The sequence below is a fragment of the bacterium genome, from assembly GCA_024742285.1.
Lineage (GTDB): Bacteria > Myxococcota_A > UBA9160 > UBA9160 > UBA4427 > UBA4427.
Map to the genome: position 1 here is coordinate 718,703 of JANSYR010000001.1, position 24,972 is coordinate 743,674.

19 protein-coding genes are annotated in these 24,972 nt (G+C 68.5%); 10 read left to right on the forward strand and 9 right to left on the reverse strand.

Annotated features, from left to right (window positions below):
• The first annotated feature begins 68 nt into the window (after positions 1-68).
• Positions 69-668 carry a TetR/AcrR family transcriptional regulator gene (locus tag NXI30_03150; protein MCR9093191.1) on the forward strand — a complete coding sequence of 200 codons (600 nt, stop codon included), beginning with the start codon at positions 69-71 and terminating at the stop codon, positions 666-668.
• Positions 669-708: 40 nt separating this feature from the next.
• Positions 709-1,737 (forward strand): glutathione S-transferase, encoded by a 1,029-nt coding sequence (locus NXI30_03155; protein MCR9093192.1) that lies wholly within the window; start codon positions 709-711, stop codon positions 1,735-1,737.
• 9 nt (positions 1,738-1,746) lie between these two features.
• Here the strand turns inward: NXI30_03155 and NXI30_03160 are convergent, their stop codons facing one another.
• Positions 1,747-4,002 (reverse strand): DUF3604 domain-containing protein, encoded by a 2,256-nt coding sequence (locus NXI30_03160; protein ID MCR9093193.1) that lies wholly within the window; start codon positions 4,000-4,002, stop codon positions 1,747-1,749.
• 127 nt (positions 4,003-4,129) lie between these two features.
• Between NXI30_03160 and NXI30_03165 the strand changes: the two genes are divergently transcribed.
• Positions 4,130-5,866, forward strand: coding sequence for a hypothetical protein (locus NXI30_03165; GenBank protein MCR9093194.1), 1,737 nt, complete (start codon positions 4,130-4,132; stop codon positions 5,864-5,866).
• Between the two features lie 15 nt (positions 5,867-5,881).
• Here the strand turns inward: NXI30_03165 and NXI30_03170 are convergent, their stop codons facing one another.
• The 4 genes from NXI30_03170 to bioA form a co-directional block, all read right to left on the reverse strand.
• A complete protein-coding gene (locus tag NXI30_03170; GenBank protein ID MCR9093195.1) occupies positions 5,882-6,454 on the reverse strand; it encodes a hypothetical protein in 573 nt (190 codons plus the stop codon).
• 193 nt (positions 6,455-6,647) lie between these two features.
• Entirely contained in the window at positions 6,648-7,799 is a 1,152-nt protein-coding gene (locus tag NXI30_03175; GenBank protein MCR9093196.1) for an acyl-CoA/acyl-ACP dehydrogenase, read from the reverse strand.
• A gap of 4 nt (positions 7,800-7,803) precedes the next feature.
• Positions 7,804-8,991: an acyl-CoA dehydrogenase family protein gene (locus NXI30_03180; protein ID MCR9093197.1), complete on the reverse strand. Its 1,188-nt coding sequence runs from the start codon at positions 8,989-8,991 to the stop codon at positions 7,804-7,806.
• A gap of 1,074 nt (positions 8,992-10,065) precedes the next feature.
• Positions 10,066-11,340: an adenosylmethionine--8-amino-7-oxononanoate transaminase gene (bioA, locus tag NXI30_03185; GenBank protein ID MCR9093198.1), complete on the reverse strand. Its 1,275-nt coding sequence runs from the start codon at positions 11,338-11,340 to the stop codon at positions 10,066-10,068.
• Between the two features lie 135 nt (positions 11,341-11,475).
• Between bioA and NXI30_03190 the strand changes: the two genes are divergently transcribed.
• The 3 genes from NXI30_03190 to NXI30_03200 are packed head-to-tail and all read left to right on the forward strand — an operon-like array spanning position 11,476 to position 16,323.
• The gene (locus NXI30_03190; GenBank protein MCR9093199.1) at positions 11,476-14,016 is read left to right on the forward strand and encodes an ATP-binding protein; all 2,541 of its coding nucleotides are present in this window, start codon (positions 11,476-11,478) and stop codon (positions 14,014-14,016) included.
• A gap of 43 nt (positions 14,017-14,059) precedes the next feature.
• A complete protein-coding gene (locus tag NXI30_03195; GenBank protein ID MCR9093200.1) occupies positions 14,060-15,187 on the forward strand; it encodes a DUF1214 domain-containing protein in 1,128 nt (375 codons plus the stop codon).
• Entirely contained in the window at positions 15,184-16,323 is a 1,140-nt protein-coding gene (locus NXI30_03200) for a DUF393 domain-containing protein (GenBank protein MCR9093201.1), read from the forward strand. The genes NXI30_03195 and NXI30_03200 overlap by 4 nt, the downstream gene beginning before the upstream one ends.
• A 39-nt stretch (positions 16,324-16,362) precedes the next feature.
• Here the strand turns inward: NXI30_03200 and NXI30_03205 are convergent, their stop codons facing one another.
• Positions 16,363-16,995 (reverse strand): EthD domain-containing protein, encoded by a 633-nt coding sequence (locus NXI30_03205; protein MCR9093202.1) that lies wholly within the window; start codon positions 16,993-16,995, stop codon positions 16,363-16,365.
• Between the two features lie 80 nt (positions 16,996-17,075).
• On the opposite strand from NXI30_03205, the gene NXI30_03210 reads away from it, so the two are divergent.
• The 3 genes from NXI30_03210 (at position 17,076) to NXI30_03220 (ending at position 20,203) form a co-directional block, all read left to right on the forward strand.
• Positions 17,076-18,365, forward strand: a complete 1,290-nt coding sequence (locus NXI30_03210) for an MFS transporter (protein ID MCR9093203.1) — start codon at positions 17,076-17,078, stop codon at positions 18,363-18,365.
• A gap of 150 nt (positions 18,366-18,515) precedes the next feature.
• Positions 18,516-19,226 (forward strand): energy transducer TonB, encoded by a 711-nt coding sequence (locus tag NXI30_03215; protein MCR9093204.1) that lies wholly within the window; start codon positions 18,516-18,518, stop codon positions 19,224-19,226.
• The gene (locus tag NXI30_03220; GenBank protein ID MCR9093205.1) at positions 19,223-20,203 is read left to right on the forward strand and encodes an aldo/keto reductase; all 981 of its coding nucleotides are present in this window, start codon (positions 19,223-19,225) and stop codon (positions 20,201-20,203) included. Before NXI30_03215 ends, NXI30_03220 begins: the two co-directional genes overlap by 4 nt.
• A 12-nt stretch (positions 20,204-20,215) precedes the next feature.
• Here the strand turns inward: NXI30_03220 and NXI30_03225 are convergent, their stop codons facing one another.
• Complete coding sequence (locus NXI30_03225) at positions 20,216-21,439, reverse strand: sulfotransferase (protein MCR9093206.1); 1,224 nt, start codon at positions 21,437-21,439, stop codon at positions 20,216-20,218.
• Positions 21,440-21,619: 180 nt separating this feature from the next.
• Here NXI30_03225 and NXI30_03230 point away from each other — a divergent pair, with 180 nt between their 5' ends.
• Positions 21,620-22,555, forward strand: a complete 936-nt coding sequence (locus NXI30_03230; protein MCR9093207.1) for a nitronate monooxygenase — start codon at positions 21,620-21,622, stop codon at positions 22,553-22,555.
• Between the two features lie 70 nt (positions 22,556-22,625).
• On the opposite strand, the gene NXI30_03235 is transcribed toward NXI30_03230, so the two are convergent.
• Complete coding sequence (locus NXI30_03235; protein ID MCR9093208.1) at positions 22,626-24,506, reverse strand: DUF3604 domain-containing protein; 1,881 nt, start codon at positions 24,504-24,506, stop codon at positions 22,626-22,628.
• Positions 24,507-24,523: 17 nt separating this feature from the next.
• Entirely contained in the window at positions 24,524-24,970 is a 447-nt protein-coding gene (locus tag NXI30_03240; GenBank protein MCR9093209.1) for a nitroreductase family deazaflavin-dependent oxidoreductase, read from the reverse strand.
• Positions 24,971-24,972 lie beyond the last annotated feature (2 nt).

Genomic DNA, 24,972 nt, shown 5'->3' on the forward strand with positions numbered 1-24,972 from the left:
GGCCTGCCCTTCGGGACCTCGAGCCGTCCCGCTGGATATAATGGCATCGAGTATGCCATAATCTGAGCATGGCGACCGCAGCCGACAACCCGACCGACGGACGCGTCCAGCGCTCCGAACGAAGCCGCGAGGCGATCGTTCGCGCGCTCCTCGACCTGGTCGGGGCGGGTACGCTCCGACCGACCGCCCAGCAGGTCGCGGCCCGGGCCGACGTCGGCGTGCGCACGGTCTTCCGGCACTTCTCGGACATGGACACGCTCTTCGCGGCCATGAACGAGCGCCTGACCGACGAGGTGCGCCCCTTCTTCGTCCGCGAGGCGCAGACCGGTTCGCTGGACGACCGCGCGGCCGGGCTGCTCGCGGCCCGCTTCCGGATCCTCGAGCGCGCCGAGCCCTACATGCGCTCCGCCGCACTCCAGCGTGCCGACTCGTCGTTCCTGCAGGCCCAACACGATCGCACCGTGCGCGACCTGCGGACGGACCTCCGGCGCTGGCTGCCGGAGCTCGACGACACGCCGCCGGCGATCGCCGACGGTCTCGAGCTCGCGCTCTCCTTCGAGGCGTGGGATCGCCTGCGAACGGAGCAGCGCCTCGGCGTGCGCCGCGCCCGCGAATCCGTGGCGCGGATCGTCGCGACCCTCGTCGCCGCGATGCCCTCTCGAGACTGACGCGCACACCCGGCGCGCGAGACCCACGAATGGAGACGCCATGACCACTCCCTCCCCGCTTCCGATCCTGGGCGCCGTCGGCTCGCCCTACACGCGCAAGCTCCGCGCCGTCTGCCGCTATCGCCGGCTGCCCCACGTCTTCATCCAGAACGGCAACCGCGAGTCCCGCGGCCTCCCGAAGCCGAAGGTCGAGCTGATGCCGCAGCTGATCCTCGAAGAGGACGGCGAGCGCAAGGCGATCACGGACACCACGCCGATCATCCGGCGCCTCGAGGAGAGCCACCCGAACGAGCGCTCGGTGATCCCCGAAGATCCCGCGATCGCGTTCCTCGACGCGCTGGTCGAGGACTACGGCGACGAGTGGATCACGAAGGCGATGTTCCACTACCGCTGGGCATATGCGGCGGACATCGAGAAGGCGGGCTCGATCCTGCCGCGCTGGTCGATGTCGCAGCAGTCCGACGAGAAGCTCGAGGGGTTGAGCCAGATGTTCTCGAAGCGCCAGATCGACCGGCTCTGGGTCGTCGGTTCGAACGAGAAGACCGGACCGCTCATCGAAGCGAGCTACGAGCGCTTCCTGGCTCTCATGGAGAACCACCTGCGCGAGCACCGCTTCGTCCTCGGCGACCGGCCGGGCAGCGGCGACTTCGGGCTCTACGGACAGCTGACCCAGCTCGCCCTCTTCGACCCGACGCCGATGGCGACGACCCTGCGGATCTCGCCCCGGACCTACGCCTGGACCGAGCTCGTCGAGGATCTCTCGGGGCTCGAGCCGGAAGCCGACGACTGGTTCGCGCGCGACGCGATCCCGGACACGCTCCGCGCGCTCCTCGCGGAGATCGGCCGCGTCTACCCGCCGTTCCTGCTGGCGAACGCCCGTGCCCTCACGAGCGGCGCCGAGAAGGTCGAGTGCGAGATCGACGGCGAGACGTGGACCCAGAAGCCCTTTCCCTACCAGGGGAAGTGCCTCGAGTGGCTCCGGCGCGACTACCAGGCCCTCGCCGACGCCGACCGGGCGTGGATCGACCAGACGATCGCGGGCAGCGGCCTCGAAAGGCTGTTTCAGTAGCCGCGCGGCCTAGCGGGCGGCGACGGCAGTCCGCGGGCGGTTCACGAAGATCGGCGACGACCAGGCGCGCTCTTCGGTCTGGGCGAGGCACTCGTCGTCGTCGGGGCGACCGAAGCAGGGATCGACCTGGACGCAGCGACCGTTCTCGTCCCGCCTGCAGCCGAGGGGATCCGCGGCGACGGCGTCGCTCGGGGCCTCGATCGCTCGGGCGTAGTAGAGGACGTCGCGACCCGAGCTCGCGTATTCCTCGTCGACGAAGACGCCGGTGCAGCCCTGGGGATCCTCGTCGCAGGGGATCACCTTCCACGGATCCTCGACGAGCCCGACGATGTCCTCGTCGGCGGTGCGCTGGGGCCGGATGCGAACGATTTCGATCCGCGTGATCGGGCGGCGCACGGTCAGCGGGTTGTAGCACTCGCCCTGACAGAGCCGGTCGATCCGCTCCTGACCGAGCGACGTGATCGCGTTGTTGCCGCAGCCGGGACGCTGCTCGAAGGAGCCCACTGCGCGGACCTGGAAGATCGGGTTGCCGTCCATCTCCACCTGGCTGCCCATCGGGCTCGGCCCACGACCGGGGCCGTTCAAGAGGTCGAACCAGAGGAGGATGCGCGGACCGCTCGTTCCGTAGACCTCCTTGCGGTGCATGCCGTCCCAGATCGAATCGCGGTCGCGTCCCGCCGTGTGGACCGCCGCGAGGCCACCGTTCAGGAAGAAGGAGGCGCCCCGCTCGACCTCGAAGGCGGAGAGCGGACCGGCACTTCCCGGATCGAACTCGAAGGGAACGGCCTCGCTCCCGTACTCCGGCGCGCCGAGGTTCATCCCGATCACCGTATTCGTGAAGTTGCCGAAGCGGTTCTCGGTGAACTCGAGGCGGGAGACTTCCTTGTAGCCCGTCCCCGGACGCGCCGAGTGGTTGTCGCTCGCGGCGATGAAGCCGAAGTCGAAACGGAAGGGCCCGCCCGATCCGTCCTCGCGACCGAGCGCCATGATGTACTGGACGGAGCTCTTCGGTCGGTAGTTGAAGGAAGGCTGGAAGCAGTCGCGGCACTGCCCTGCATCCTGCCACTCGGCGACGGTGGAGGCCGGCACGACGTTCGTGCCGCCGTTGTTGGGTGCATCGACGAAGAGCTGCCGCGCCGTCGCGGCCCGCTCGTCGCACTCGTCCCCGGCGATCCCCTCTTCGAGGCAGCGCTCCGCGATGATCTCGCCGGCGCGCCAGCAGCTCGGCAGGTAGCCATTCGCCGGCTCAGGGCAGAACGCGTTGCCCTCGTCGTCGAAGGCGATCTCTTCGAAGGGCCGGAACTCTTCGGAGTTGCCGTGGCCCGAGAAGACCTCGATCAGGCGCTGGTAGCGCGGGTCGTGGTCCTGCTGCGTGAGCTGCTTGTCCCAGGACGAACCCAGGGGCGTGTAGAAGCCCCAGGTCGTACCGTGCGGGATCACCATCGAATCGAAGCCCCAGTCGTCGAGCTTCCCGAAGAGCTCGCCGGGGGTGGCCGCCGACTCACGACAGTCGTCGGGCAGCTCCCGAACGGGGACGCCGCGCTCGCAGTCGGTCACCTCCATGAGCTCGCTCTGGTAGGCGGCGAACTCGAGGCCGCCACCTTCGATGTTCGCGAGCCCGAGAAGGCCCATCGTCGCGGCCGAGGGAAGCTCGGAGTTGATGCTCTCGATCCCGAGCGGAAGACCCGCGGCGATCGGGCGCGTCGGGATCTCGTGGTCGTCGAGTCCGCGGACGATCACGTTCTTGTGGCCCCAGTGGGTCTCGGGGGTCGCGCCGACCTGCGTCCACTCCCATCCGAGGTACGCCACGAGGTCGGGATTCGCCGGGTCGTGGGCCATGTCGTTGCACTGCCGGATCGCGTCGATCGTCTCGACCCAGCGCCGCGGCGTGAGGGTCACGGCGTGGTCGTTGATCGAGAAGAAGTCGAGGTTCGCGCAGTGGCGCGCGTAGTCGCAGGCATCGGAGACCGGATGGGCCCCGTCGCCCCCGGACATCGGAAGGCTCAGCGTGAACGCGTCGAAGGAGAAGGTCGAGTGGACGTGGAGGTCGCCGAACACGATCTGCTTCGGGCGCGCGACGCCGACGTCCTGCGCGGCCTCCTCGGTCGCGTTCTTCTTGAAGTCGAGGATCGCCTGCGAGACCGGCGGGGCCTCCGGCTCTCCGCCGACCGGGAGATCCGCGAAGAAGCCGCTTCCGGCCATCCAGGCGACGAGCCAGACGAGCGCGATGAGGGCGACGAGTACGAGGGCGAGCTTGCGAAGCATGGGGCCTCCGGGCGCGGTCCGCGGTGGCAGTCGGGTGGACCGGGCCGCGCAGTCTAGCGAGCCGAGGGCTCCGAGGCGCACCCGCAGCCGTGTGGTGCGGATTCGGGTGGGGTGCTAACCGACGAGAATGCGCTGCCGATCGCGCCTCGGGCGCGCGCTCCTCGTCGTTCTGCTGGTCTTCGGGTCCAGCGCCGCCTCCCATGCCCAACCGCTGGAAGCGCCGACCACGACCGTGGCGGAATCCACCGACTCCGCACCGCCGGACGAGCGCGGGGCGACCGCAAGCGCCCGTCCTGGCGCCCGCGAGCGCGGCCTCGCGCGGGTGCTCGAGTCCCGTGCCCAGATCGAAGCGGATCTGCGCGCGCTCCAGGCGAGCCTCGGCGCGGACTCCGCCCGCGGCCGCGAAGAGGAGATCGAGGCCGAGATCCGCGCCCTCTCCGACGAGCTCTCCTCGCTGAACCGCAACTTCTCCGAGCTCGCCGCGGGCGTCGATCCGTCGTCGATCGACGCGGAGCAGGCTCCCGCGGAGCTGAATCTCGGCGAGGAGGTCCGCGAGCTCCTCGGCCCCCTCGTGAACGAGCTCAAACGCGCGACGAGCCGACCGCGAGAGATCGATCGACTCCGGACCGAGATCTCCGAGCTCCGCGAGCAGCTCGCGAAGATCGACGGCGCGATCGAACGCCTCGACCGGATCCGCCGCCAGCTCGTCGACACCGCCCTCGTCGACGCGATCCAGCAGGAGCGCCGCGAGTGGACCCGCCGCCACAATGCCGCCTCCGCCGCGCTCCAGGTCGCCCAGCAGAAGCTCGACCAACGCCTCGGCGAGAGCCAGTCGATCGCCCAGGCGATCGAGAACCTCTTCCAGATCTTCTTCAAGAGTCGCGGGCGCAATCTACTTCTCGCGCTCGTGGCGATGATCGGCTTCCTCTACGGCATCCGACGCCTCCGCAGCTTCCTCTCGGCGCGGCCGGTCGTCTCGCGCCGCGCCGAAAGCTTCGAGGGTCGCGTCTTCGGCCTGATCTATTCCGCCTTCACGGTCCTGGGCGCGGTCCTCGTCTTCCTCGTCTCCCTCTACTTCTTCGGCGACTGGGTCCTGCTGATCCTCGTGTTGCTCCTGATCCTGGGGCTCATCTGGACGTCGAAGCAGGCGATCCCCCGCTTCTGGTCCCAGACCGTGCTGATCCTCGACATGGGCGCGGTGCGCGAAGGCGAGCGGTTGATCTGGAACGGTCTGCCCTGGATCGTCGATTCGATCTCCTTCTACTCCCAGCTCCGGAACCCGGCCCTGGTCGGCGGGGCGATCCGTCTCCCGATCGACGACCTCGGCGAGCTCCGCTCCCGGAGCTGGAACGAGGACGAGCCCTGGTTCCCGACGAAGACCGGCGACGTCGTGCTCCTCGACGACGGTCGCCCCGCCGAGGTCGAGTTCCAGTCGATCGAAGGCGTCCGCCTGCGCGCGCCGGGCGAGAACCGCGTGGTGATCCCGGCCGCGGAGTTCGCCGGCGGAACCGTCGAGAATCTCTCCCGCGGCTACCGCTGCGACATCGCCTTCGGCCTCGACTACGGCGACCAGGCCAACATCACGACGACCATGCGCGAAACGATGGAGCGCGGCGTCGAGGCCCGCTGGCGCGAGTCGAAGTGGGCGGACTCCCTGATCTCCTGCGTCGTCGAGTTCGCGAGCGCCGGCGCCTCGAGCCTCGACTACTTCGTCCGAGTCGATCTCGACGGCTCCAAGGCCATCGACCTCCAGGCCCAGAAACGCGCGCTGGCCACCTACTGCGTCGACATCTGCAACGAAGAGGGCTGGGTCATTCCGTTCACGCAGCTGACCCTGCACGTGGCGCCGACCGAGGGCGCCTAGCACTCTGCGCGCCGCTCAGTCTCCTCCCGCGATCTCCGACAGGCGACCGTAGGCGAGATTCATCAAGAGCAGCGTGAAGGGTGTCGTCAGGAGCGTGCCGAAGACGACGGCGCCCCCGAGACCGCTGAGCACGAGTACGATCACCAGGAAGACGGCGGCGAGTGCCGGGGACTCGCGGATCAGCCCGAAACTCCGTTTCATCCCGCCGATCGCGTCCTCGTCGTCGATCGCGATCGCATGGAACGTGAATGCCATCAGCAGGCCGAAGACCAGCCCCGGCACGAAGAGAAGGAACGAGCCGATCAGGACACCGACGCCGATCAGCAGAAAGGCGATCAGGCTCGCGCCGAACTTCGAGAAGCCGCCGAACACGTCGGCCACGGAGGTGGGCTCGCCTCGCCGCTTCTGCTCCACGAGCTGGACGAAGCCGACCGTCAGGGGTCCGGCGAGAATCCCCAGGCTGACGACCGAACCCACGGCCAGCACCAGCCCGGTCACGATCCAGAGTACGAAATCGCTCGTGAACAGATTCCACGCCTCGGAAAGCGCCCCCTGAACGACGTCCTCGGTCCTCTCGCTCCCGGCCATGGCCACCTCCTCCGATCGGTTTCCGACACCAAGAGTAGACGATCGAGCCCACCCGCCACCCGAACGAACGAAGGCCCACCCCGACGACGTCGGAGCGGGCCTTCTCATTCGGTTCCGAATCCGTCCGGCGCGCCGCGAGCGCAAGACGCAGCCAGAAAGGCTGCGTCGAGAGGCACGCAGCGCCGACAGGCACTCAGTCGACCGCGTCGAACCCCTTCAGGCTCTGGAAACGATCGACGTGCCAGTCGCCGTCGCCGAAGAGGCCCTGGAGGCAGCGGAGGCGCTTGAAGAAGAGACCTTCGTCCTGCTCGTCGGTGACGCCGATGCCGCCGAATAGCTGGATCGCGTTCTCCTGGATGAACCAGCCGCTGTCGGTCAGCTGGAGCTTCGCCGCGGAGATCTCCGCCTTCCGCGTCTCCTCGTCCTCGATGTCGACCTGGACCGACGAGAGGATGAGCGCGGAGCGCAGCAGCTCGAGCTCGGCGTACATGTCGACGACCTTGTGCTGGAGCGCCTGGAAGGAGCCGATCGGCACGCCGAACTGCTCGCGTTCCTTCAGGTACGCGACGGTCCGCTCGAAGAGCTCTTGCGCGCAGCCGAAGCCTTCGGCGCAGGCCGCGGCCGCGCCGCGATCGACGGCGAGCTCGATCGTGGCTCGGGCTTCTCCTTCACGGCCGAGGAGCCGGTCCGCGGCGACGGCGACGTCGGTGAAGCGCAGGATCGCGCTCCGCTGGCCGTCCATCTGGTTGACCCGCACGCGCTCGAGGCCTGCGGCGTCCCCGTCGACCACGAAGAGCGAGAGCCCCTCGTCGTCGAACTGGCCGCCGGCGGTCCGGGCGACGACGATGATCTGGTCGGCGGCGTGGCCGTTCAGGACCCACACCTTCTCGCCGTTCAACTTGTAGCCGTCGCCGTCTTTCGTTGCGGTGGTCTTGCAGTCGGCCAGGGCGTAGCGACTCTGGGCTTCGGCGTAGGCGAAGGCCAGGCTCGTCGATCCCTCGATCATCGGGTCGAGGAACGCCTCGCGCTGGGCCTCCGTCCCGAGATCCGAGAGGATCCCGCCGGCGAGCACCGCCGAGGCGATGATCGGCTCCGCCACGAGGCCGCGGCCGAGCTGCTCGAGGATGAGCGCCATGTCGAGGAAGGTGCCGCCGAAGCCGCCCTGCTCTTCCGGGACCGCGATCGCGAGCCAGCCCTGCTCGGCCATCTTTGCCCACATCGCGGGTTCCCAGCCCTGCTCGGTCTCCCTCAGCTTGCGGAACCGGTCGACCGGCGACTCGTTCGCGACGAACTTCGCGGCCTGGTCGACGATCATCTGCTGCTCTTCGGTCAGATCGAAATTCATGGGATCACGCTCCCGGCATGCGAAGCATCTGCTTCGCGATGATGTTCTTCTGGATCTCGTTCGATCCGCCGTAGATCGTCGCCGCGCGGTTGTAGTTGAACTGCGAAGCCACGGCCTGCTGGTTCGGGGGCATCGCCTCGTCCGGCGAGTCGAGCCAACCGAGCGCGTTCTGGCCCATCGCGTCCATGCAGAGCTCGTCGGTCTCCTGCTGCAGCTCCGTGCCGACGATCTTGAGGACCGAGCTCTCGGCCCCCGGCGCATGGCCGAGCTGCGCGGCCGCGAGCTGGCGCAGGTTCAGGATCTCGATGTTGCGCAGACGCATCTCCTTGCGGGCGATGCGATTGCGGAACGCGGCGTCGTCGAAGAGCGTCGAGGCTCCGACCTGCGTCTGCTGCGCGATCTGCTTGGCGCGCTTGAGACCGCGTGCCGAGTCGGCGATCCCGCCGATGCCGGTCCGCTCGTGGCCGAGCAGCGCCTTCGCCATCGTCCAGCCGCCGCCTTCGGGACCGACGATGTTCGCCTGGGGAACGCGGGCGTCCTTGAACCAGGTCTCGGAGAACGCGTAGGTCCCGCCGGTGGTGAGGAAGGGCTTCACTTCGATGCCCTCCGTGTTGTGGATGTCGGCGAGGAGGAAAGTGATGCCCTCCTGCTTCTTTCCGTCGCTGCTCGTCCGGCAGAGGACGAAGATCCAGTCGGCGTACTGCGCGTAGGTCGTCCAGGTCTTCTGTCCGTTCAGGATGTAGTCGTCGCCGTCCTTGTCTGCACGAAGCTGGAGGTTCGCGAGGTCCGAGCCGGCGTTCGGCTCGGAGTAGCCCTGACACCAGACCTCTTCACCGGCGAGGATCTTCGGAAGGAAGCGCTCCTTCTGCTCCGGGGAGCCGTACTGGATCAGCAGCGGCCCGACCATCGAGAGCCCGAAGGGGGAGAGGCCGGGCGTGTTCGCGCGAACGCACTCTTCCTGGAAGATCGAGCGCTGGGTGACATCCCAACCGGGACCGCCGACCTCTTCCGGCCAGTTCGGTGCGACCCAGCCCTTCGCGTACAGGATCTTGTGCCATTCCATGACCTCTTCCTGCTCGAAGTTCTGACCGTTCTCGGCCTTGCGTTTGATGTGCGGCGGCAACGCCTCCGCGATCCAGCTCCGCACCTCTTCACGGAAGCGGATCTGCTCGTCCGAATACGAAAGCTCCATCGTGTCCAACTCCTCGTCGACCGCGGTCGGCTTCAGCCGCGGTCGTCCACGCGTCGGTCCACCGGTCGCAGCGCTGCCACGGAGAGAACGGCGAGCTGCTCGGGAGGACCGACGCAGACATCTCGGGAAGACCGGAAGGAATCCGGTGGAGTCGGATCATAACCATGACCGGCTCGGCATGACCGTCGCGGATCTGACTTGAGGTCAAGCGGCCCGAAACGGCCGAGAACGGCCATCTCAGGTCTCCTGCCGCCCTTCCAACGCCCCTTCGCGACACCTTTCCGAAGCGACCCGGCCCTCCGCCAATACCCGTCGATTCGAACGCCAACCGCCGACTCGTTGGCGCTCGTCAATGACGGCCGTCAACTGATCACCCGTCATGATCGAAGGAAGACGATCTCGGGAGAAGAGGAAGCGACACGCGGCCACGATCTTCAGCGCACCGCACTTTTTTCCGGACCCGCCGGCTTTTTCCTTGCCTTGTCGTCGCCCCATGGTCTGATGCGTTCAGATGGAGCGAGATCGAACTAACACGACCCACGAAGAACCTGCCGATCCCCGGATCGCGTGTTCCGATTCCCATCGCGACTCGAAGCCTTCGCGTGCGACGGAGGCCCGCCGAGACGATGCCACGTCGTCGATCGGTGCCCCCCGGCGAGTCGGGGAATCGGATCATCAGGGAGCGCGAGCCGGGGACACGAGGCGGGGTGGGTCCCGAAAGGCGACGGCCGTCGCGCGGCTCAAAGGAGGGGCGTCCCCATCGACGTGGACGCGTAGGACCCGACCCTGGAACGCGAGCACCCCCGACGGCCGTCGTCGACTCCACTCGAGCCGGCCCCCGATCGACGCTCGAGGTGTACTCCGGAGGCGAGGTACCGGAGGCAGGGGCGGGGGAATCCATCGGAGGACCCCGCCAGCATGCTGTCCGCAAGGGCAGCCGCATCCACGGCTCCCCCGTTCGGCCTCGAGCCGGGCGGGGGAGACCGGCGCGATCGAGCGGTACGGAACGCGGCCGGGCTGCCGGAACGAAGAACGCGGTCTGCGGCCCTTTCCGTCTCCCCGCTCCGCGCGTGCCTAGCGGATCCTCGAGACGACCGAGTGGATCCCGCGCGTGATCAGGCTGAGATCGGCGGGCTCCGTCACGAAGGGCGGCATCGTATAGACGAGCTCGCCGAAGGGGCGGATCCAGATCCCCTCCTCGACGAAGGCCGGTTGGACGACCGACATGTCGACGGGCTCGTGGAGCTCCACGACCCCGATCGCCCCGAGCACACGTACGTCCTTCACGGCGGGGAGCGGTCGGCACGCCTCGAGCTCGTCCGAGAGCTGCGCCTCGATCCGTGACACGCGCTCCTGCCAGCTTCCGTCCTCCAGGAGATCGAGGCTCGCGTTCGCCGCCGCGCAGGCGAGCGGATTCCCCATGAAGGTCGGGCCGTGCATGAAGACGCCGGGCTCGCCCTCCCCCATCGCGCGCGCGACGTCCTCGCTGGCGAGGGTCGCCGCCATCGTCATCGTCCCCCCGGTCAGCGCCTTCCCGACGCAGAGGATGTCCGGCGAGACGTCGGCGTGCTCGCACGCGAAGTAGCGTCCGGTCCGGCCGAAGCCCGTCGCGATCTCGTCGGCGACGAGCAGCAGGCCGAGCTCGTCGCACAGGCCGCGCAGTCGCTTCAGCACGTCCGCCGAGTAGAACCACATGCCGCCCGCGCCCTGCACGATGGGCTCGAGGATCACCCCCGCCAGCGACTCGGCGTGCTCCCGGACGAGCGCCTCGATCGGTGCGAAATCGGCGTCGCTGCACGCTTCCCCGAAACGCCGCTCCGGACGCGGCGCGAAGACGTGCGTCGCGAGGGTGTCTTCGAAGAGCGTATGCATGCCCGTCACCGGATCGCACACGGCCATCGCGCCGAAGGTGTCCCCGTGATAGCCGCCGCGCAGGGTGAGCAGCTGGCTCCGACTCCGTTCGCCTCGCGACTGCCAGAACTGGAGCGCCATCTTGATCGCGATCTCGACGGCGACGGAGCCCGAGTCGCTCAGGAAGACGCGGGAGAGACCGGCCGGCGCGCGCTCGACGAGCCGTTCGCAGAGGCGGACCGCGCCTTCGTGGGTGAGCCCGCCGAACATCACGTGGGGCAGCTTCTTGATCTGTGCCTCGAGGGCGGCCTCGATGTGGGGATGGCGGTAGCCGTGGATCGTCGACCACCAGGAGGACATGCCGTCGACGAGCTCGCGCCCGTCTTCGAGGACGAGACGAACGCCGCTCGCGCGTTCGACGGCGAAGAGCGGGCTCGCCGCCGGAGGAGCGTAGGGATGCCAGACGACCTTCTGATCGCGTTCGACGAGGGAGGACATCGCGTTTCCAATGCGCGGACCCAGGCCGCGGAATAGCAGGGCGCTCGGGACCCGAGCGCGCTGAAAATAGCGCGCCCCGAGAACCCATGAGTCCGTCGGAGCGTTCTATAATCGGCGCCGAGGAGAGCGGAGCCAATGTCTCAGGGTCTCTTGTTGTCGACCGCCGCCGTCTTCGCCGTCACACTGCTGGTCGGCGTCCTCGGCGCCACTGCCTTCCGTGTCGGAACGCGACCCCTCGGTTTCTGGCTCTTCGCGTGGAGCGCCCATCTCTTCGCCGCGGGCCTGATGCTGGTGAATCTCGAGATCCCGGCGATTCGCCCGGTCGTCTTCCTGTTCAGCGCGCTCGTCGCCCCACTCATGCTCTGCGGCGCGTTCGAACACGTCCGGAGGACGGCGCCGATCTGGCCGCTCGCCCTGGGAATCACGCTCGGCGCCTTCCGGATCGCGGCGTATCAGCTCGGCGCGATCGAGCTCGGCCGGAGCGCCGCCCTCCTGATCGAACCGGGCCTCGGTCTCGCCGCCGCGTACGTGATCGCCCGGCCGAAGAGCGGCGGACCCCGTTCGCGCGGCGATCTGCTGCTCACGACCGGCTTCGGCCTCTACGCGGCGTGCGAGGCGATCGACGTCGGCCTCCGTTTCACGACGTACTCGAACTGGACGATCTGGGGCGTCTGGCTCGCTCTGGGCACGCCGCTCTTCACGACGCAGGTCGCGCTCTACATCAGTCGCCTGGGGCGAAGCGCGCAAGCCGAGCATCGTCAGGCAGTCGGCCTCTCCGAGCGGCTCCGGATCTTCACGGACTCGGCCGACGTGAGCCTCGTCGAGTTCGACCAGTACGGAAACCTGACCTACCTGAGCCCGAACGCACCGCCGCTCGCGCGGGGCGAACTGGAGGACTTCGTCGGTCGGCACGTCTCCGAAGTCTTTCCTACTACGCTCGACTCGACGATCAAGCGGGCCCTCGCCGAACGCGGCCGGATTTCGGAGAAGGACATCCGCAGCGCCGAGATCGAGACCCAGCGCAGTGTCCTGCCGTCCGGGGCAGTCGTCTACCACGAGGCGCACCGGACGGTCTACTACACGCCGGAAGGAGAGATCCGGGTCCTCACCCAGGCCCGAGACGTCACCGAACGCGTCGAGGCGGAGCAGGGGATCCGCGAGAGCGAGCGTCGCCTCAAGCACGCCGAGCAGATCGGCCAGTTCGGGAGCTGGGAGCACGAAGCCAGGACGGGCACGACCCACTGGTCGGATCATCTCCACCGGATGCACGGGCTCGAGCCGAGGCCGGGGCCGGTGGATCTCGCGTCCGCCCTGCGCCTCGTGAGCGCGGACGCACTCACCGAGATGACGACGAGCGCCCATGGTCTGAGCGAGGGACAGGGCTTCCCCGAGTTCCAGTACACCATCCAACGCGCGGACGACGGGGAGACGCGCCACTTCCGGACGCTGGGCGAAGTCGAGTACGACGACGACGGCGAGGTCCTCCGGCTCAGCGGCGCGACCATCGACGTCACCGAGCAGCACGTGCTCGAAGACGCCCTTCGGCGCGGTCGCGAATACCTCGATGCGCTGGTGAACGCGAACATCGTCGGCGTGTTCTACGGAGCTCTGGACGGCTCGATGCGCGACGCCAACTCGGCCTTCCTCGATCTGGTCGGTTACCGGCCGGATGAGCTCCCGCTCGACTGGCGCGCGCTCACACCGCCCGAGGGCCAGGCGCGGGACGATGCCGCGATCATCGATCTGATCGAGACCGGAACGGCCCTTCCCTACGAGAAGGAGTTCCTGACGAAGGAAGGCGAGAAGGTCCCGGTCCTGATCGCGTGCGCGCAGATCGAAGCGGATTCGGCGATCGCGATCGTCCTCGACCAGCGCGAGCGGAAGCGCAACGAGGCCCTCGTCGCTCGGCAGCAACGCGTGCTCGAGGAGACCGTGACCGAGCGGACGCGCGAGCTCCTCGACTCGCGGACGCGGCTCGAAGAAGCGCAGCGACTCGCGGCCGTCGGAACGCTCGCAGCGGGCGTCGCGCACCAGATCAACAACCCGATCGGCGCGATTCTGAACACGGCGGAGTACGCGCTCCTCTGCGCCGACGACGAGAGCGCGCTCCGCATCTTCCACGAGGCGCTCGCGAGCAACCTCACGGAGGCACAGCGCTGCGCTCGAATCGTGAAGAGCATGCTGCAGTTCTCCCGGGACGAACCGACCGAGAAATGGAACGACGACCTCGACCGGGTGATCCGCCACGCTCATCGCGCGATCGCCGCCTACGCCCAGGATCGCGACGCCATCGTCTCGCTCAACCTCCCGGACGAGCCCATTCGCGTCTGGATCAGCCCGATCGAGATCGAACAGGCGATCGTGAACGTCCTGCGCAACGCGATCGAATCCCGGGATCGGGGCGCGAAGATCGAAGTCGTCTTGAGGAAGATCTCGAGCGAATCGGGGAGCCAGGCCGAACTCTCGATCACCGACGACGGCGTCGGCATCGGACCCGACGAGCGCGCGCGCCTCTTCGAGCCCTTCTACTCGACGCGTACACGCGAGGGAGGGACGGGTCTCGGCCTCTCCGTGGCCCACGGCGTGATCACGGATCACGGCGGCGAAATTCGCGTCGAATCGCGCCACGGACGCGGCACGCGCGTCCTCATCACGCTCCCGACGCCCCCGGATTGACCGACGCGATCAGCGCGCCACCATCGGGTCGAGGAGAAACATCATGAACGAATCGAACGACCGGGCGCGCGCCGAAGCCGAGGCGCGCATCGTCGACGGAACCACCTGGCGCGAGTTCTGCCGCGCCCTCGAGAAGGCGGGCGACACGATCCTGCGCGAGGAGACGCCCGCGGACCCCTTCAACCGCGCCGAAGGCGTTCGCTACCTGACGCGCCTGCTGCGCGCGGCGCTCGAGAGCCAGGTCGAGTCGTCGGATCCGTGCTTCCCCCGCTTCTACCAGCTCTCGAACCAGACGATCAAGATCGGCAACGACAACCCGGACAACACCTATCACAACTGCAACATCTCCGGCGCGCACGACTACCGGATCACGGGCACGCGCGGGACCGTCCCCTACATCAGCTTCGGCACGAAGGCCGGGACCTACGAAGAGGACGGCGAGATGTGGCCGACGGGCCAGATCGACTCGAGCGCGATGGAGATCGCCGACGACGGTACGTTCGAGATCATCGTCTCGAAGGACGAGAAGCCGGGCAACTGGCTTCCGATGACCGAAGAGACCGGCATGATCATCGTGCGCCAGCTCTTCACGACCCGCGAGAACGAGGAAGAGGCGACCTACGACATCGAGTGCCTGACCCGCGGCGACGCCAACGCACGCCTCGACCCGGCGAAGCTGGAAGGCGCCCTCGCCCGGGCGACGGACTTCGTGAACTCGACGTCCAACCTCTTCACCGATTGGATGAAGGGCTACGAAGACCACCTGAACGCGCTCCCCTCCGACGACCAGGAGCGGTGCCAGCGCGCCGGCGGCGATGCGAACATCCACTATCTCCAGAGCCACTGGCGGCTCGGTCCGGAAGAGGCGCTCCTGATCGAAGCGGATCGCATCCCCGAGAAGGGCCACTGGAATCTCCAGATCAGCAACTACTGGATGGAGAGCCTCGACTACCGGAACCACCGGATCCACGTGAACAAGCACACCGCCCACTACGAGCCCGACGGCGGCGTCCGGATCGTCCTCGCGCATGCGGACCCCGGTCCCGACTTCCCGAACTGGCTCGAGACCTGCGGGCACGACTGTGGCGGCATGCTCTTCCGCTGGATCGACTCGGAAGGGGATCACCCACCCGTGCGCACCCGAGTCGTGAGGCTCGACGCGCTCAGGTGACCGACGCCTCCAGGACCCACGCCCCCGGATGGACCGGGATCCAGTACTCGGTCTTTCGCGGTGCCCTCGCCCTGGCCGCTGCCCACGTCTGCTGGGTGCGGCTCCCGCTCGTCGAGGGACCGTCGTGGCCACTGCTGGCCCTCGGACTGCCCGGTGCGATCGCCTTCGCGCTCGGGTGGCGCGACCGCGCCGTCGCGACGGCGCTCTTCGTGCTCGTCGCCGGACTCGCGGCGTTCGTCGACGGCGCGCCGATCGTGCTGCCTGCGAGCGACGTGATCTTCACCGCGAGCCTGCTCTTCTTCCATCTCTTCGTGCCGATCACGCCCTTCGGCTCGTGGGACGCCCGCGGTCGGATCGATCCCCGCGGTGACTGGCACCGGCCCGCCTGGATCGGCCACGTCGCATGGGCCTGGCTCGCGCTGATCCACCTGGAACGCGCGCTCGGGACCTTCGGGATCGCCCCCCGCAGCGCCGCCGCCGAGGAGCTCTGGCTCGCCGCCGGCGCGTTCGCCGTGATCCAGGGATCTGCCCTCGTCGCGCTCTTCGTGCCCCGCCTCCGCCCCTTCGTCTGGATCGCGCTCACCCTCGCGCAGACGGGCTGGATCGCCGCGACGGGCGTCGCACCCGGGGACGGGATCCTGCTGCTCGTGCACGCGTTCGCCGCGGATCCCGCGTGGTGGCCCGGCCGTTCCTTCGAGGGCGCCGTCGGAGACGAGGACGCGCTCCTCTTCTACGACGGCGACTGCGGCTTCTGTCACCGCAGCGTCCGCTTCGTCCTCTCCGAGGAGGCCAATACCCCCGATGCGCTCCGTCTGCGCTTCGCACCGCTCGCGAGCGAGACCTTCGAGCGACGGATCTCCGCCCGGGACGACGTCGACGCGACCGACCTCCCGGACAGCATCGTGGTCCTCCTCGAGGACGGCCGGCTGCTGACGCAGAGCGCGGCGCTGCTCGAGCTCGCCTCGCGACTCGGCGGGCTCTGGCGGGGCCTGGCTCTCGTCGCGTCCCTGGTCCCGGAAGGGCTCCGCGACGCCGCCTATGATGCCTTCGCGCGAATCAGGAAGAAGCTCTTCGCGCAGCCGACCGACGCCTGTCCGATCCTGCCCCCGGATCTGCGCGCACGCTTCGACCACTAGCGGCGACGCGCTTCGACCACCAGCCGCGACGCGGCTGGATCAGAGGCTCGTCTCGTGGCGACGCGTGCGGACCGCGGCGACGCCCCATCCTTCGTCCTCGAGCTTCGCCGCCCACGCGTCGAGTCCGACGACGCCGTCGCTGCCGAGCTGCAGCACCGCGTTGTACGGAATCTCGCCCCCAGCGACCGCAAAGGCGTCGCGGAGCAGCGCGAAGCGGAGACCGTCGCAGGCCTCCAGGAGTCCCGGCAGATGATCCCGAACGAAGACCTTCGACGCGTCGGATCGATCGAGCGCCTCGGGCTTCCGGACGAGGACCCAGTCGTGGACGTCGCCTTCCTCGCCGTCCACGAGGAGCCGCTCGCTGACGGGAAAGAAGCGATTCGCCGGCTTGTCCATGAAGGTGAGCTCGTCTTCGAGGATCGGCTTGCCCTCGTCGCTCGCGAGCACTTCCATCAGCTTCGCGGTCGACTCGGCGTCCCGGTACCAGAAGGCCGAGATCACGTCGAAGCCGACCTCGCCCAGGAGTTCCGCTTCGAGGTGGTACCGCACGTACCGCTCGAGCCCCTCCATGTACGGGAGCGCGAGCGGGGCATGGACCGTCTCGTAGTGATCGCGAAAGGCGTCCCGCGTGATGTCGGGACGACGCTTGATGAGGGAGAGGGTTCGGATCAAGGGGGCCTCCAGGCGAGCCCCGATGTTCCCACCCGGGAGGGCGCGTTGCCAGCGGCGACGCAAGGGCCGAAACTCGGGGCGTGAGCGCCCCCACCCGACCTTCTCCCGCCTCGAACGGAGGCGCCTTCGGCGCGCTGCGTGGGCTCGGACCGCACGCGGGGCTCTTCGCGCTGCTCTGCGTGGCGACCTTCTTCGAGGGCTTCGACACGAAGCTCGCGAGCTTCGTGCAGCCGGTGATCGCGACGGAGTACGGTGCAGGCGTCGCCGAGGTCGGAACGGCGATCGGCATCACGAGCTTCGGCATGGTGCTCGCGTTCTTCGTGAACCTGCTCGCCGACGTGATCGGCCGTCGCCCGGTTTTCCTGGGTGCGCTCGTCGCCTATGCCACCTTCACGCTCGCGACGGCCTTCGCCCAGAGCCTCGCCGCCTTCACGGCGCTGCAGTTCTTCGCGCGCATGGCGATGGTCGTCGAGCTGTTCCTGGCGTACACGATCCTCTCGGAGGAGGTCCCGCCCGACATCCGCGGGCGAGTGAACGGGTTCTTCGCTTCGACCGCCACGCTCGGGGCGGCGGTTCCGGCCGCGCTCCTCGCGCCCCTCGACTCGATCGGGGTCGGCTGGCGTGGCCTCTTCGTAATCGGGGCCTTCCCGCTCCTGCTCGTGCCGATCTATTTCCGGCGCATCCCGGAGACCCGCGCCTTCCGCGAGCGTGCGAACAAGGGGGCCCGCTACGGCGAGGATTTCGTCCGGATCGCGCGAACGCTCTTCCGCTCCGAGGACCGCGGACGACTGATCCGCGTGAGCGTACTCTGGCTGGCGATCAACTTCTGGTCGGGCTCGGCGATGTACCTCTTCTTCGTCTACGTTCAGCGCGAGCTCGGTTGGACCGCCGAAGACGTCCAGCTCCTGCCCCTGGGCACGATCCCCCTCGGCCTCGCGCTCTACTCGCTGTCCGGCTTCGTCATGGATCTCCTCGGTCGACGCACGGCCGCGACGCTCTATCTGTTCGCCTGCTTCGTCACGACCCTCGTCTGCTACCGGGCGACCGACGACCGGATCATCTACTGGGCGTACTGCACGATGTTCGGCCTGAACGGCGTCTGGGTCGTCGTCACGACCTGGACCCTCGAGCTCTTCCCGACCTCGACCCGCGCCACCGCGCTCGCGATCGCGAACAACCTCGTCGGCCGGATGGGCCTCGTCTTCGGGCCGATGCTCGGCGGCATTCTCGCCGAAGCCTGGAGCAGCACCGCGTCTTCCGTGATCATCCTCGCGAGCGTGACCCTCGCCGCGATCCCGCTCGTCTGGACGCTTCCGGAAACGAACGGAATCGGGCTCGACGAGGACGCAGAGACCGTCACGGGCGCCTGAGCTTGTCCCGGGACCTCGGCTCGCGAGCCGAAGCACGAGTCGGAAGAGGGCCGACGCCCGGTCAGACGCGGGCGACCGGATCCCGGCAAGAGGGATTATGCTTGCGTGGCGTCCGGGCACCGGGCGCCGCCTTCCCCGTCCGGAGAACCCATGTCCGAGAAGCCCGCGCGTCCTTTCCGCCTCCCTTCGATCATCCTGCTCGTCCTGCTCGTCTCGTTCGCGAGCGGCACCGTCGGATGCCGCACCATGTGGGACAAACACAGAGAAAGGGAGCGCCTCTTCGCCCTCGAGGCCGCGCGGACCCACACCAGGCGCGGGCAGTGTGAGAAAGCGATCGGCGAGCTCGATCGCGCCCAGGCTCGAGTCGACCTCGGCGCCTACTCGACGGAGTCCATCCTCGCCCGGGTTCGCTGCTACGAGAAGCTCGGCATGACGGAGCTCGCCACGGCTCACCGCCGCCTGGTGGACGATTTCTACACGAAGCAGCCGATGGCCTATCCCGATCCCGACGGCTCCTCGATCTTCCGCGTCCGCACCATCTCGAAGGGCGGGTACGTCCGACCGCCGAGGTGGCTCAAGATCTCGGCACCGCGCTATCCCGAGTTCGCCCGCCGCTCGCAGATCACCGGCCGCGTCGTCGTCGCCTTCGAACTCGCGGGCAACGACCGCCCTCGCTCGATCCGCGTACTCGAAATGCCGCACCCGCTGCTCGCGACCTGGGCGATCGAAGCGATCGTCCAGGCGGAGCCGAAGAAGAAGAAGGGCACGACCGAGCTCATGCCGGGCGGGCGCTACGTGACGACCTTCGTCTTCGAGTACCGCTGGGCCAGGGAGCAGCCCACGGAAGAACTCGACTCGTGAGCCTTCCCCGCGTCCGTCTCGGCCGCTCCGACCTCGAGGTCTCGCAGCTCGCTTTCGGGCTGATGAGCCTCTCCCAGACCTACGGTCCGAGCGAGGACGTCGACTCGCTCCAGACGATTCACGCGGCGATCGACGCGGGCCTCGATCTACTCGACACCGCGGAGATCTACGGCATCGGCCACAACGAGCGCCTCTTCGGCGAAGTTCTCGAGAAGCGGCGGGACGAGGTCGTCGTCGCGACGAAGTTCGGTCTCGAGCTCGGTGACGGCGGCATGCGCGCGAACGGCCGACCGGAGAACGCGCGCCGCGCGATCGAGGGAAGCCTGGAACGCCTCGGAATCGAGACCGTCGACCTCTACTACCTCCATCGCGCCGACCCCGCCGTCCCGATCGAAGAGACGGTCGGTTCCATGGGTCGTCTCGTCGACGAGGGAAAGGTCCGCACGATCGGACTCTCGGAGGTGAACGCCGAGACCCTCCGTCGCGCCGCCGCCGAGTTCCCGATCACGGCGCTCCAGTCCGAGTACTCGGTCTTCCATCGCCTGCCCGAGGACGAGCTCCTCGAGACGTGTCGCGAGCTCGGAACCACCTTCGTCGCATTCAGCCCCCTCGGTCGCGGTCTCCTGACCGGAACCGTCCGGGCCGCCAGCGATCTCGACGAGCGCGACATGCGACGCCACTCGCCCCAGCTCGCCGACGAGAACGTCGCCGCGAATCTCACCGTGATCGACGCCTTCGTGGCCCTCGCGCGCGAGCGCGAGGTCGAGCCCGGTCAACTCGCGCTGGCCTGGGCGCTCGCCCAGGACGTCGTGCCGCTCTTCGGAACGCGGCGGGCGGCGCGGGTCCGCGAGAACGTCGCGGCCGCCGAGGTCCCGATCGACGCGGCGCTGCTCGAACGGATCGACGAGATCGCGCCGCGCGGCGCCATCCAGGGAACGGCGCTCCTGCCCGCCATGGAAGCACTCAAGCAGCGCTAGTCCGGGCCCGATCTATTCCTCGAGCTCGACGCCGAAGGCCTCGACGTACGCGCGCGTGTCCGCGCGGATGCCTTCCTTCGTGAAGCCCCATTCTTCGGGCGAATGGGCGTGCCTGCCGAACTTGCCGCGCGGCTTGTTCTCGAGATAGTCGCGAATCCGGCCAGCGTGCCCGTCGTCGAAGGGACGCCCCATCTTCTCGTAGGCTCCGCGGATCCCCGACACCGGGTCTCGCATCTGATCCTTGAAGTGGACGTCGACGATCCGGTCGGGGAGATCGCCGGCGTCGCGGCGCTGCTTGATCGCGACGAGCAGGTCGTAGTAGGCGGCACTCCCCTGGGTCAGGTCGTCGAGGTCTACGTCGTCGCTGCGATGCCAACGGACCATGGAGAGGGTCGACATCCCCGACGGCAGGGTCTGGACCGGATCGCGGTGGGTGAGCAGGATCCAGGCGTCGGGGAAGAACTGGAAGACCAGATCGAGGACCGGGAGATAGACCGGCGTCTTCAGGACCCAGGTCTTCCGCGGCTGCTCGTATTGGAGGAGCTTGAGGAAGACCGTGTGGTACTGAAGCGCGGCGACGAAGTCCGGCATCCACTGGGACACCTTGCCGTGCATCCACCACTGGAACGACGCGAACGAGGGAAGCATCGCCGTGATGCACTCGACCGGGAGATCCGAACGGTTCTCGTGGATCGCGGCGTACTCCGGCTGGACGTCCGCCCAGAACTCCTGCTCGGGCTCGGTCCGCGCGATCAGGTCCTCGACCGGGAGGTCCCCCGGAACGGGGTTCGTCGCCTGCCAGCCGGCAATCGCACGCGCCTCCGGATCCTGGGAGAGCAGCTCGAAGAGGATCGACGTGCCCGAACGTCCCTGCCCCGTCACGATCATCGGCGCCTCGATCGTCTCGTCGAGGATCGCGGGCGCTTCGTCGAGACGCCGCGTGATCGCGAGACGCGTCCCGAGACAGCGTAGGATCTCCTGCCGTGCCATCAGTCGGCCGAGCGCCGTCAGCTTCGCCTCCGCCTCGTAGGCGGCGACGAGCCCGTCGAGCCGACCGCGCCAGTCCCCATCGAAGTCCCCGAAGTCCGAGAGGCCGTGGGTCACCCGCGCGGTCGCGACCAGCTCGTCGACGTCGAGCGGAATCAGGCGGTCGGCCCCGCCCACCGCATCACCCATGGCATTGAGACGTCGCACCCAGTCGGGACGGGGGGTGCGTTCGGACATCGGAGCGAGCACGGCATCTCCTTTTCGGCGTTCGGTCGGTTCCGCTCTCCGCGATCGGTCGGTTCCGCGAAGCCGCGCGAGCGTAGCAATCGAGATCCGGCGCGAGAACGCCGAGATCCGACGTACCCGGCGTCTCGGACGCTTCCCGGGCGACGCGCTAGGCTCGGCGGCCCGCACGAAGAGGAGACCCCGATGCGCTTCGACAACCGCGTGACCCGTGACCTCGGCGTCGACATCCCGATCGTCCAGGCCCCGATGGGCTGGATCGCGCGCGCCCCCCTCGCGAGCGCCGTCTCCCGCGCCGGCGCCTGCGGGATCATCGAGACCAGCTCCGGCGAGCTCGACGCCGTCCGCGGCGAGATCACCAAGATGAAGGAAGCCGGCCTCCCCTTCGGCGTGAACATCGCCCAGGCCTTCGTCCGCGACCCCTCGATCGTCGAGTTCGTGGCCGGTGAGGGGGTCAAGTTCGTGACGACGTCGGCGGGCAGCCCGACCCAGTACACCCAGTCGCTCAAGGACCACGGCCTGACCGTCTACCACGTCGTGCCGACCCTGCGCGCCGCACGGAAAGCGGTCGACGCCGGGGTCGACGGTCTCGTCGTCGAAGGCGGAGAAGGCGGCGGCTTCAAGAACCCGCGGCCGGTCTCGAGCCTCGTCCTGCTCCCGCTCGTCCGCGCCGCGGTCGACGTGCCGATCATCGCCGCCGGCGGCATCTGCGACGGCGTCTCGATGGCCGCGGCCTTCGCGCTCGGAGCAGAAGGCGTCCAGATGGGGACACGGATGGTTTCCGCCGCCGAGTCGCCGGTCCACGACGGATGGAAGAACGCGATCGTAGACGCGGCGGAGACCGACACGTGCTTCCTGCGGACCGAGGGTGGCCCGGCCCTCCGCGCCCTGCGCACCAGGACGACCGAACAGTTCGAGGCCGGCGAAGGCAACGCGATGGCGGGCCTCGGCGGCGGCGTGAAGGACGTCTACTTCGAGGGCAAGCTCGAGAACGGCGTGGCGCTCACGGGTCAGGTCGCGGGGCGGATCGACTCGGTCCGCCCGGTGGCCGACATCATCGCGGACACCGTCAAGGAGTTCGAGGAAGCGGCCGCGCGCCTCTCGGCGCAGATCCGCGACTGACGACGAACCCGTCGGCCCGGAGCCGACCCGAGCGAGACCGGGCCGTCCGCCACCGGGTGGACGAGCGCCGCTAGTCCGTCGGCTGGAGCCAGATCGCCGACGTGACCGCGCGCTCCTGGATTCGAGCAGGCTCCGGCGCGTCTACCCCGAGGAGGGCCGCCGCGTAGGTCGTGTGGCGCGGCGTGGGGATCTCGATCACCCGAGCGTAGTAGTACGCATGTCGAGAAGGATCATGCTCCGGGTCCTGCCAGCGGGCCGAGAGCTCCGTTGCCCCGATCGTGTTGCCGTAGGACGCCCGTGCGACGTCGACGGTGTCGCCGACGGGTGCGAGCGCGCCCCCCGCGGCCTGCGCCAGCCGATCGCCGGAAGCGGCGACGTCGAAGACCCGCTCGTGGCTCGCACCGGCCGCGTCCACCCAGGCCTTGACGATCTGGACCCGGTCGAGGTTCGCGCCGAGGGGATCCTTCCAGGCGGCCACGAGGAAGACCGGCGCCGCGTCCGTACGCGCGGGCAGCGTCCCGCCCATGGGAACTCCGCCGCGATCCGCCTTCGCGACCCAGTCCCCCTCGAGCGCGTCTTCGGCGTAGCCGTAGCCGGCGAAGAAGCGGACGGACATCCGCGGACCGGAGGTTGCGAAGGTCTCCTTCCGTTCCATCGCGGCGAAGATCGACTCGCGCGTGTTCGCCTCGGCCCAGGCCGCGACCAGTCCCGCCGCACCGTAGGTCCGGATCGGAAGTCGCTCGTATCCGAACGCCCAGGCGGTGCCGATCCGCTGGGCCGGGATCCCGTCGATGATCGGCATCTTGCCGTGGTAGTTGTCCTCTTCAGCGTTCGTGCTCGCCGTATGGCTGTCGCTGCTCCCGATCACGCCGAAGCGGAAGGGGTTCCAGCCCTCGCGGGACGCGAATTCGAGACCGGTCCGCAGGGCATCGCGGGCGTAGCTGCCCTTCGGCTCGCTGGGCGGGGACTCGGGACTCATGACCGTGTCCATCAGCTCGAAGCCCGCGAACTCGTCCTCGGGCGAGAGCGTGGGATGGGTCTCCGACGAACCCTTGATCTGGAAGATCTCAACGAGGGGCTCGTTGCGCATTCGCGTCTCGGCGTACTCGGCACCGAGCGGTTCTCCCTCGAAGGTGTTCGACTCGAACATGCGACCGTCGCTCACGTTCGAGTTGTGCGGGATCGCGAGCATCCTCATCCCCTCGGCCCGCTGCGCATCGAGCGCCCGCCACAGGTCCTCGGGGTTCTCGGAGTCGCGGGACGAGAAGGGGAAATCGGGCACGTCGCTTCCCGCGTAGATCACGTTTCGATGGAGGTTCCGCTCCGCCGGCATCGACGACCATTCGTAGGCGATGAAGCTCGTGAAGCGACCGGGATCGTCGTGCCGCTCCGCGGCCTCGATGATCTGCTCCCATGCGGCCTGGGAAACCGCCTCCATTCCGGGAACACCGAAGGTCTCTTCGCGGATCTCGCGACTCGCCATCTTCGTGAAGGTCACCCGGAGAAAGTTGAAAGTGGTGCGCAGGCGGCTTCCCGAGCGGATCGCGTCGCGATACGCATCGGTCTCGGCCTGCCCGCCGTTCTCGAGGTGCCACGGCACGCCGAGGTACTCGGCGTGGTCCGTGACCGCGCCGAAGTCGAGGGGTCGCTTCGCGCGGATGGGGTAGCCCGCAGCATGCTCGATCGTCCCGCCCTTCATGTAGGTGTAGGCGTCGTCGGGAAGCGCCCGCGTTCCCGTGGTGAACGCGTCGTAGGACAGACCCGTGTGGATATGGAGATCGCCCCAGAGGAGATTGCGATTCGGATCGACCCGGACGGTGTCGCGAACCGGCGGCGGCTCGGCGGTCGCGGCGTCGTAGACCTCGTCGAGGGTCGGATCCTCGTAAGCGCCGCAGGCGGTGAGCGTGACGACCACGACGAGTCCGAGGACCCCCTTCGAACGGCGATCCATGTCCACCCTCCTCGGCGTCAGCGACGCCGTCGTTCGAGGACCACCACCGGAATCCGCCGGTCCGTCCGTGTCCGGTACTGCGCGTAGTCCGGTGAGATCGTGACGAGATCGTTCCAGATCTGCTCGCGCTCCTCGCCTTCCGCATCCCGCGCGACGACCGCGATCCGGCTCCGCCCGGCGGTGACCGCGACCTTCGGATCGGCGCGGAGGTTCAGGTACCAGGCCGGGTGCCGCGGCTCGCCGAGGACGGAGGCGATCACGACGAAGTTCTCTCCGTCGGGATGCGGATGGGGCAGATAGGTGAGCGCCGTCTCGCGTCGCTCGCCGGAGCGGCGTCCGACCGTCTCGAGCAGCAGGACCGGCAGACCGGCCAGCTTTCCGCCGATCCGGCCGCCGGACCAGCGATAGAGGCGCGGATGCCACTTCCAGAAGAGCTCGATCACGAAGTTGCGCTGGTGGGCCACGC

Excerpts from the sequence above, each read along its gene's own strand:
- NXI30_03150 (MCR9093191.1), top strand. The coding sequence starts at position 69 with ATGGCGACCGCAGCCGACAACCCGACCGACGGACGCGTCCAGCGCTCC.
- NXI30_03155 (MCR9093192.1), top strand. The coding sequence starts at position 709 with ATGACCACTCCCTCCCCGCTTCCGATCCTGGGCGCCGTCGGCTCGCCC.
- NXI30_03160 (MCR9093193.1), bottom strand. The coding sequence starts at position 4,002 with ATGCTTCGCAAGCTCGCCCTCGTACTCGTCGCCCTCATCGCGCTCGTC.
- NXI30_03165 (MCR9093194.1), top strand. The coding sequence starts at position 4,130 with ATGCGCTGCCGATCGCGCCTCGGGCGCGCGCTCCTCGTCGTTCTGCTG.
- NXI30_03170 (MCR9093195.1), bottom strand. The coding sequence starts at position 6,454 with ATGGCCGGGAGCGAGAGGACCGAGGACGTCGTTCAGGGGGCGCTTTCC.
- NXI30_03175 (MCR9093196.1), bottom strand. The coding sequence starts at position 7,799 with ATGAATTTCGATCTGACCGAAGAGCAGCAGATGATCGTCGACCAGGCC.
- NXI30_03180 (MCR9093197.1), bottom strand. The coding sequence starts at position 8,991 with ATGGAGCTTTCGTATTCGGACGAGCAGATCCGCTTCCGTGAAGAGGTG.
- bioA (MCR9093198.1), bottom strand. The coding sequence starts at position 11,340 with ATGTCCTCCCTCGTCGAACGCGATCAGAAGGTCGTCTGGCATCCCTAC.
- NXI30_03190 (MCR9093199.1), top strand. The coding sequence starts at position 11,476 with ATGTCTCAGGGTCTCTTGTTGTCGACCGCCGCCGTCTTCGCCGTCACA.
- NXI30_03195 (MCR9093200.1), top strand. The coding sequence starts at position 14,060 with ATGAACGAATCGAACGACCGGGCGCGCGCCGAAGCCGAGGCGCGCATC.
- NXI30_03215 (MCR9093204.1), top strand. The coding sequence starts at position 18,516 with ATGTCCGAGAAGCCCGCGCGTCCTTTCCGCCTCCCTTCGATCATCCTG.
- NXI30_03230 (MCR9093207.1), top strand. The coding sequence starts at position 21,620 with ATGCGCTTCGACAACCGCGTGACCCGTGACCTCGGCGTCGACATCCCG.
- NXI30_03235 (MCR9093208.1), bottom strand. The coding sequence starts at position 24,506 with ATGGATCGCCGTTCGAAGGGGGTCCTCGGACTCGTCGTGGTCGTCACG.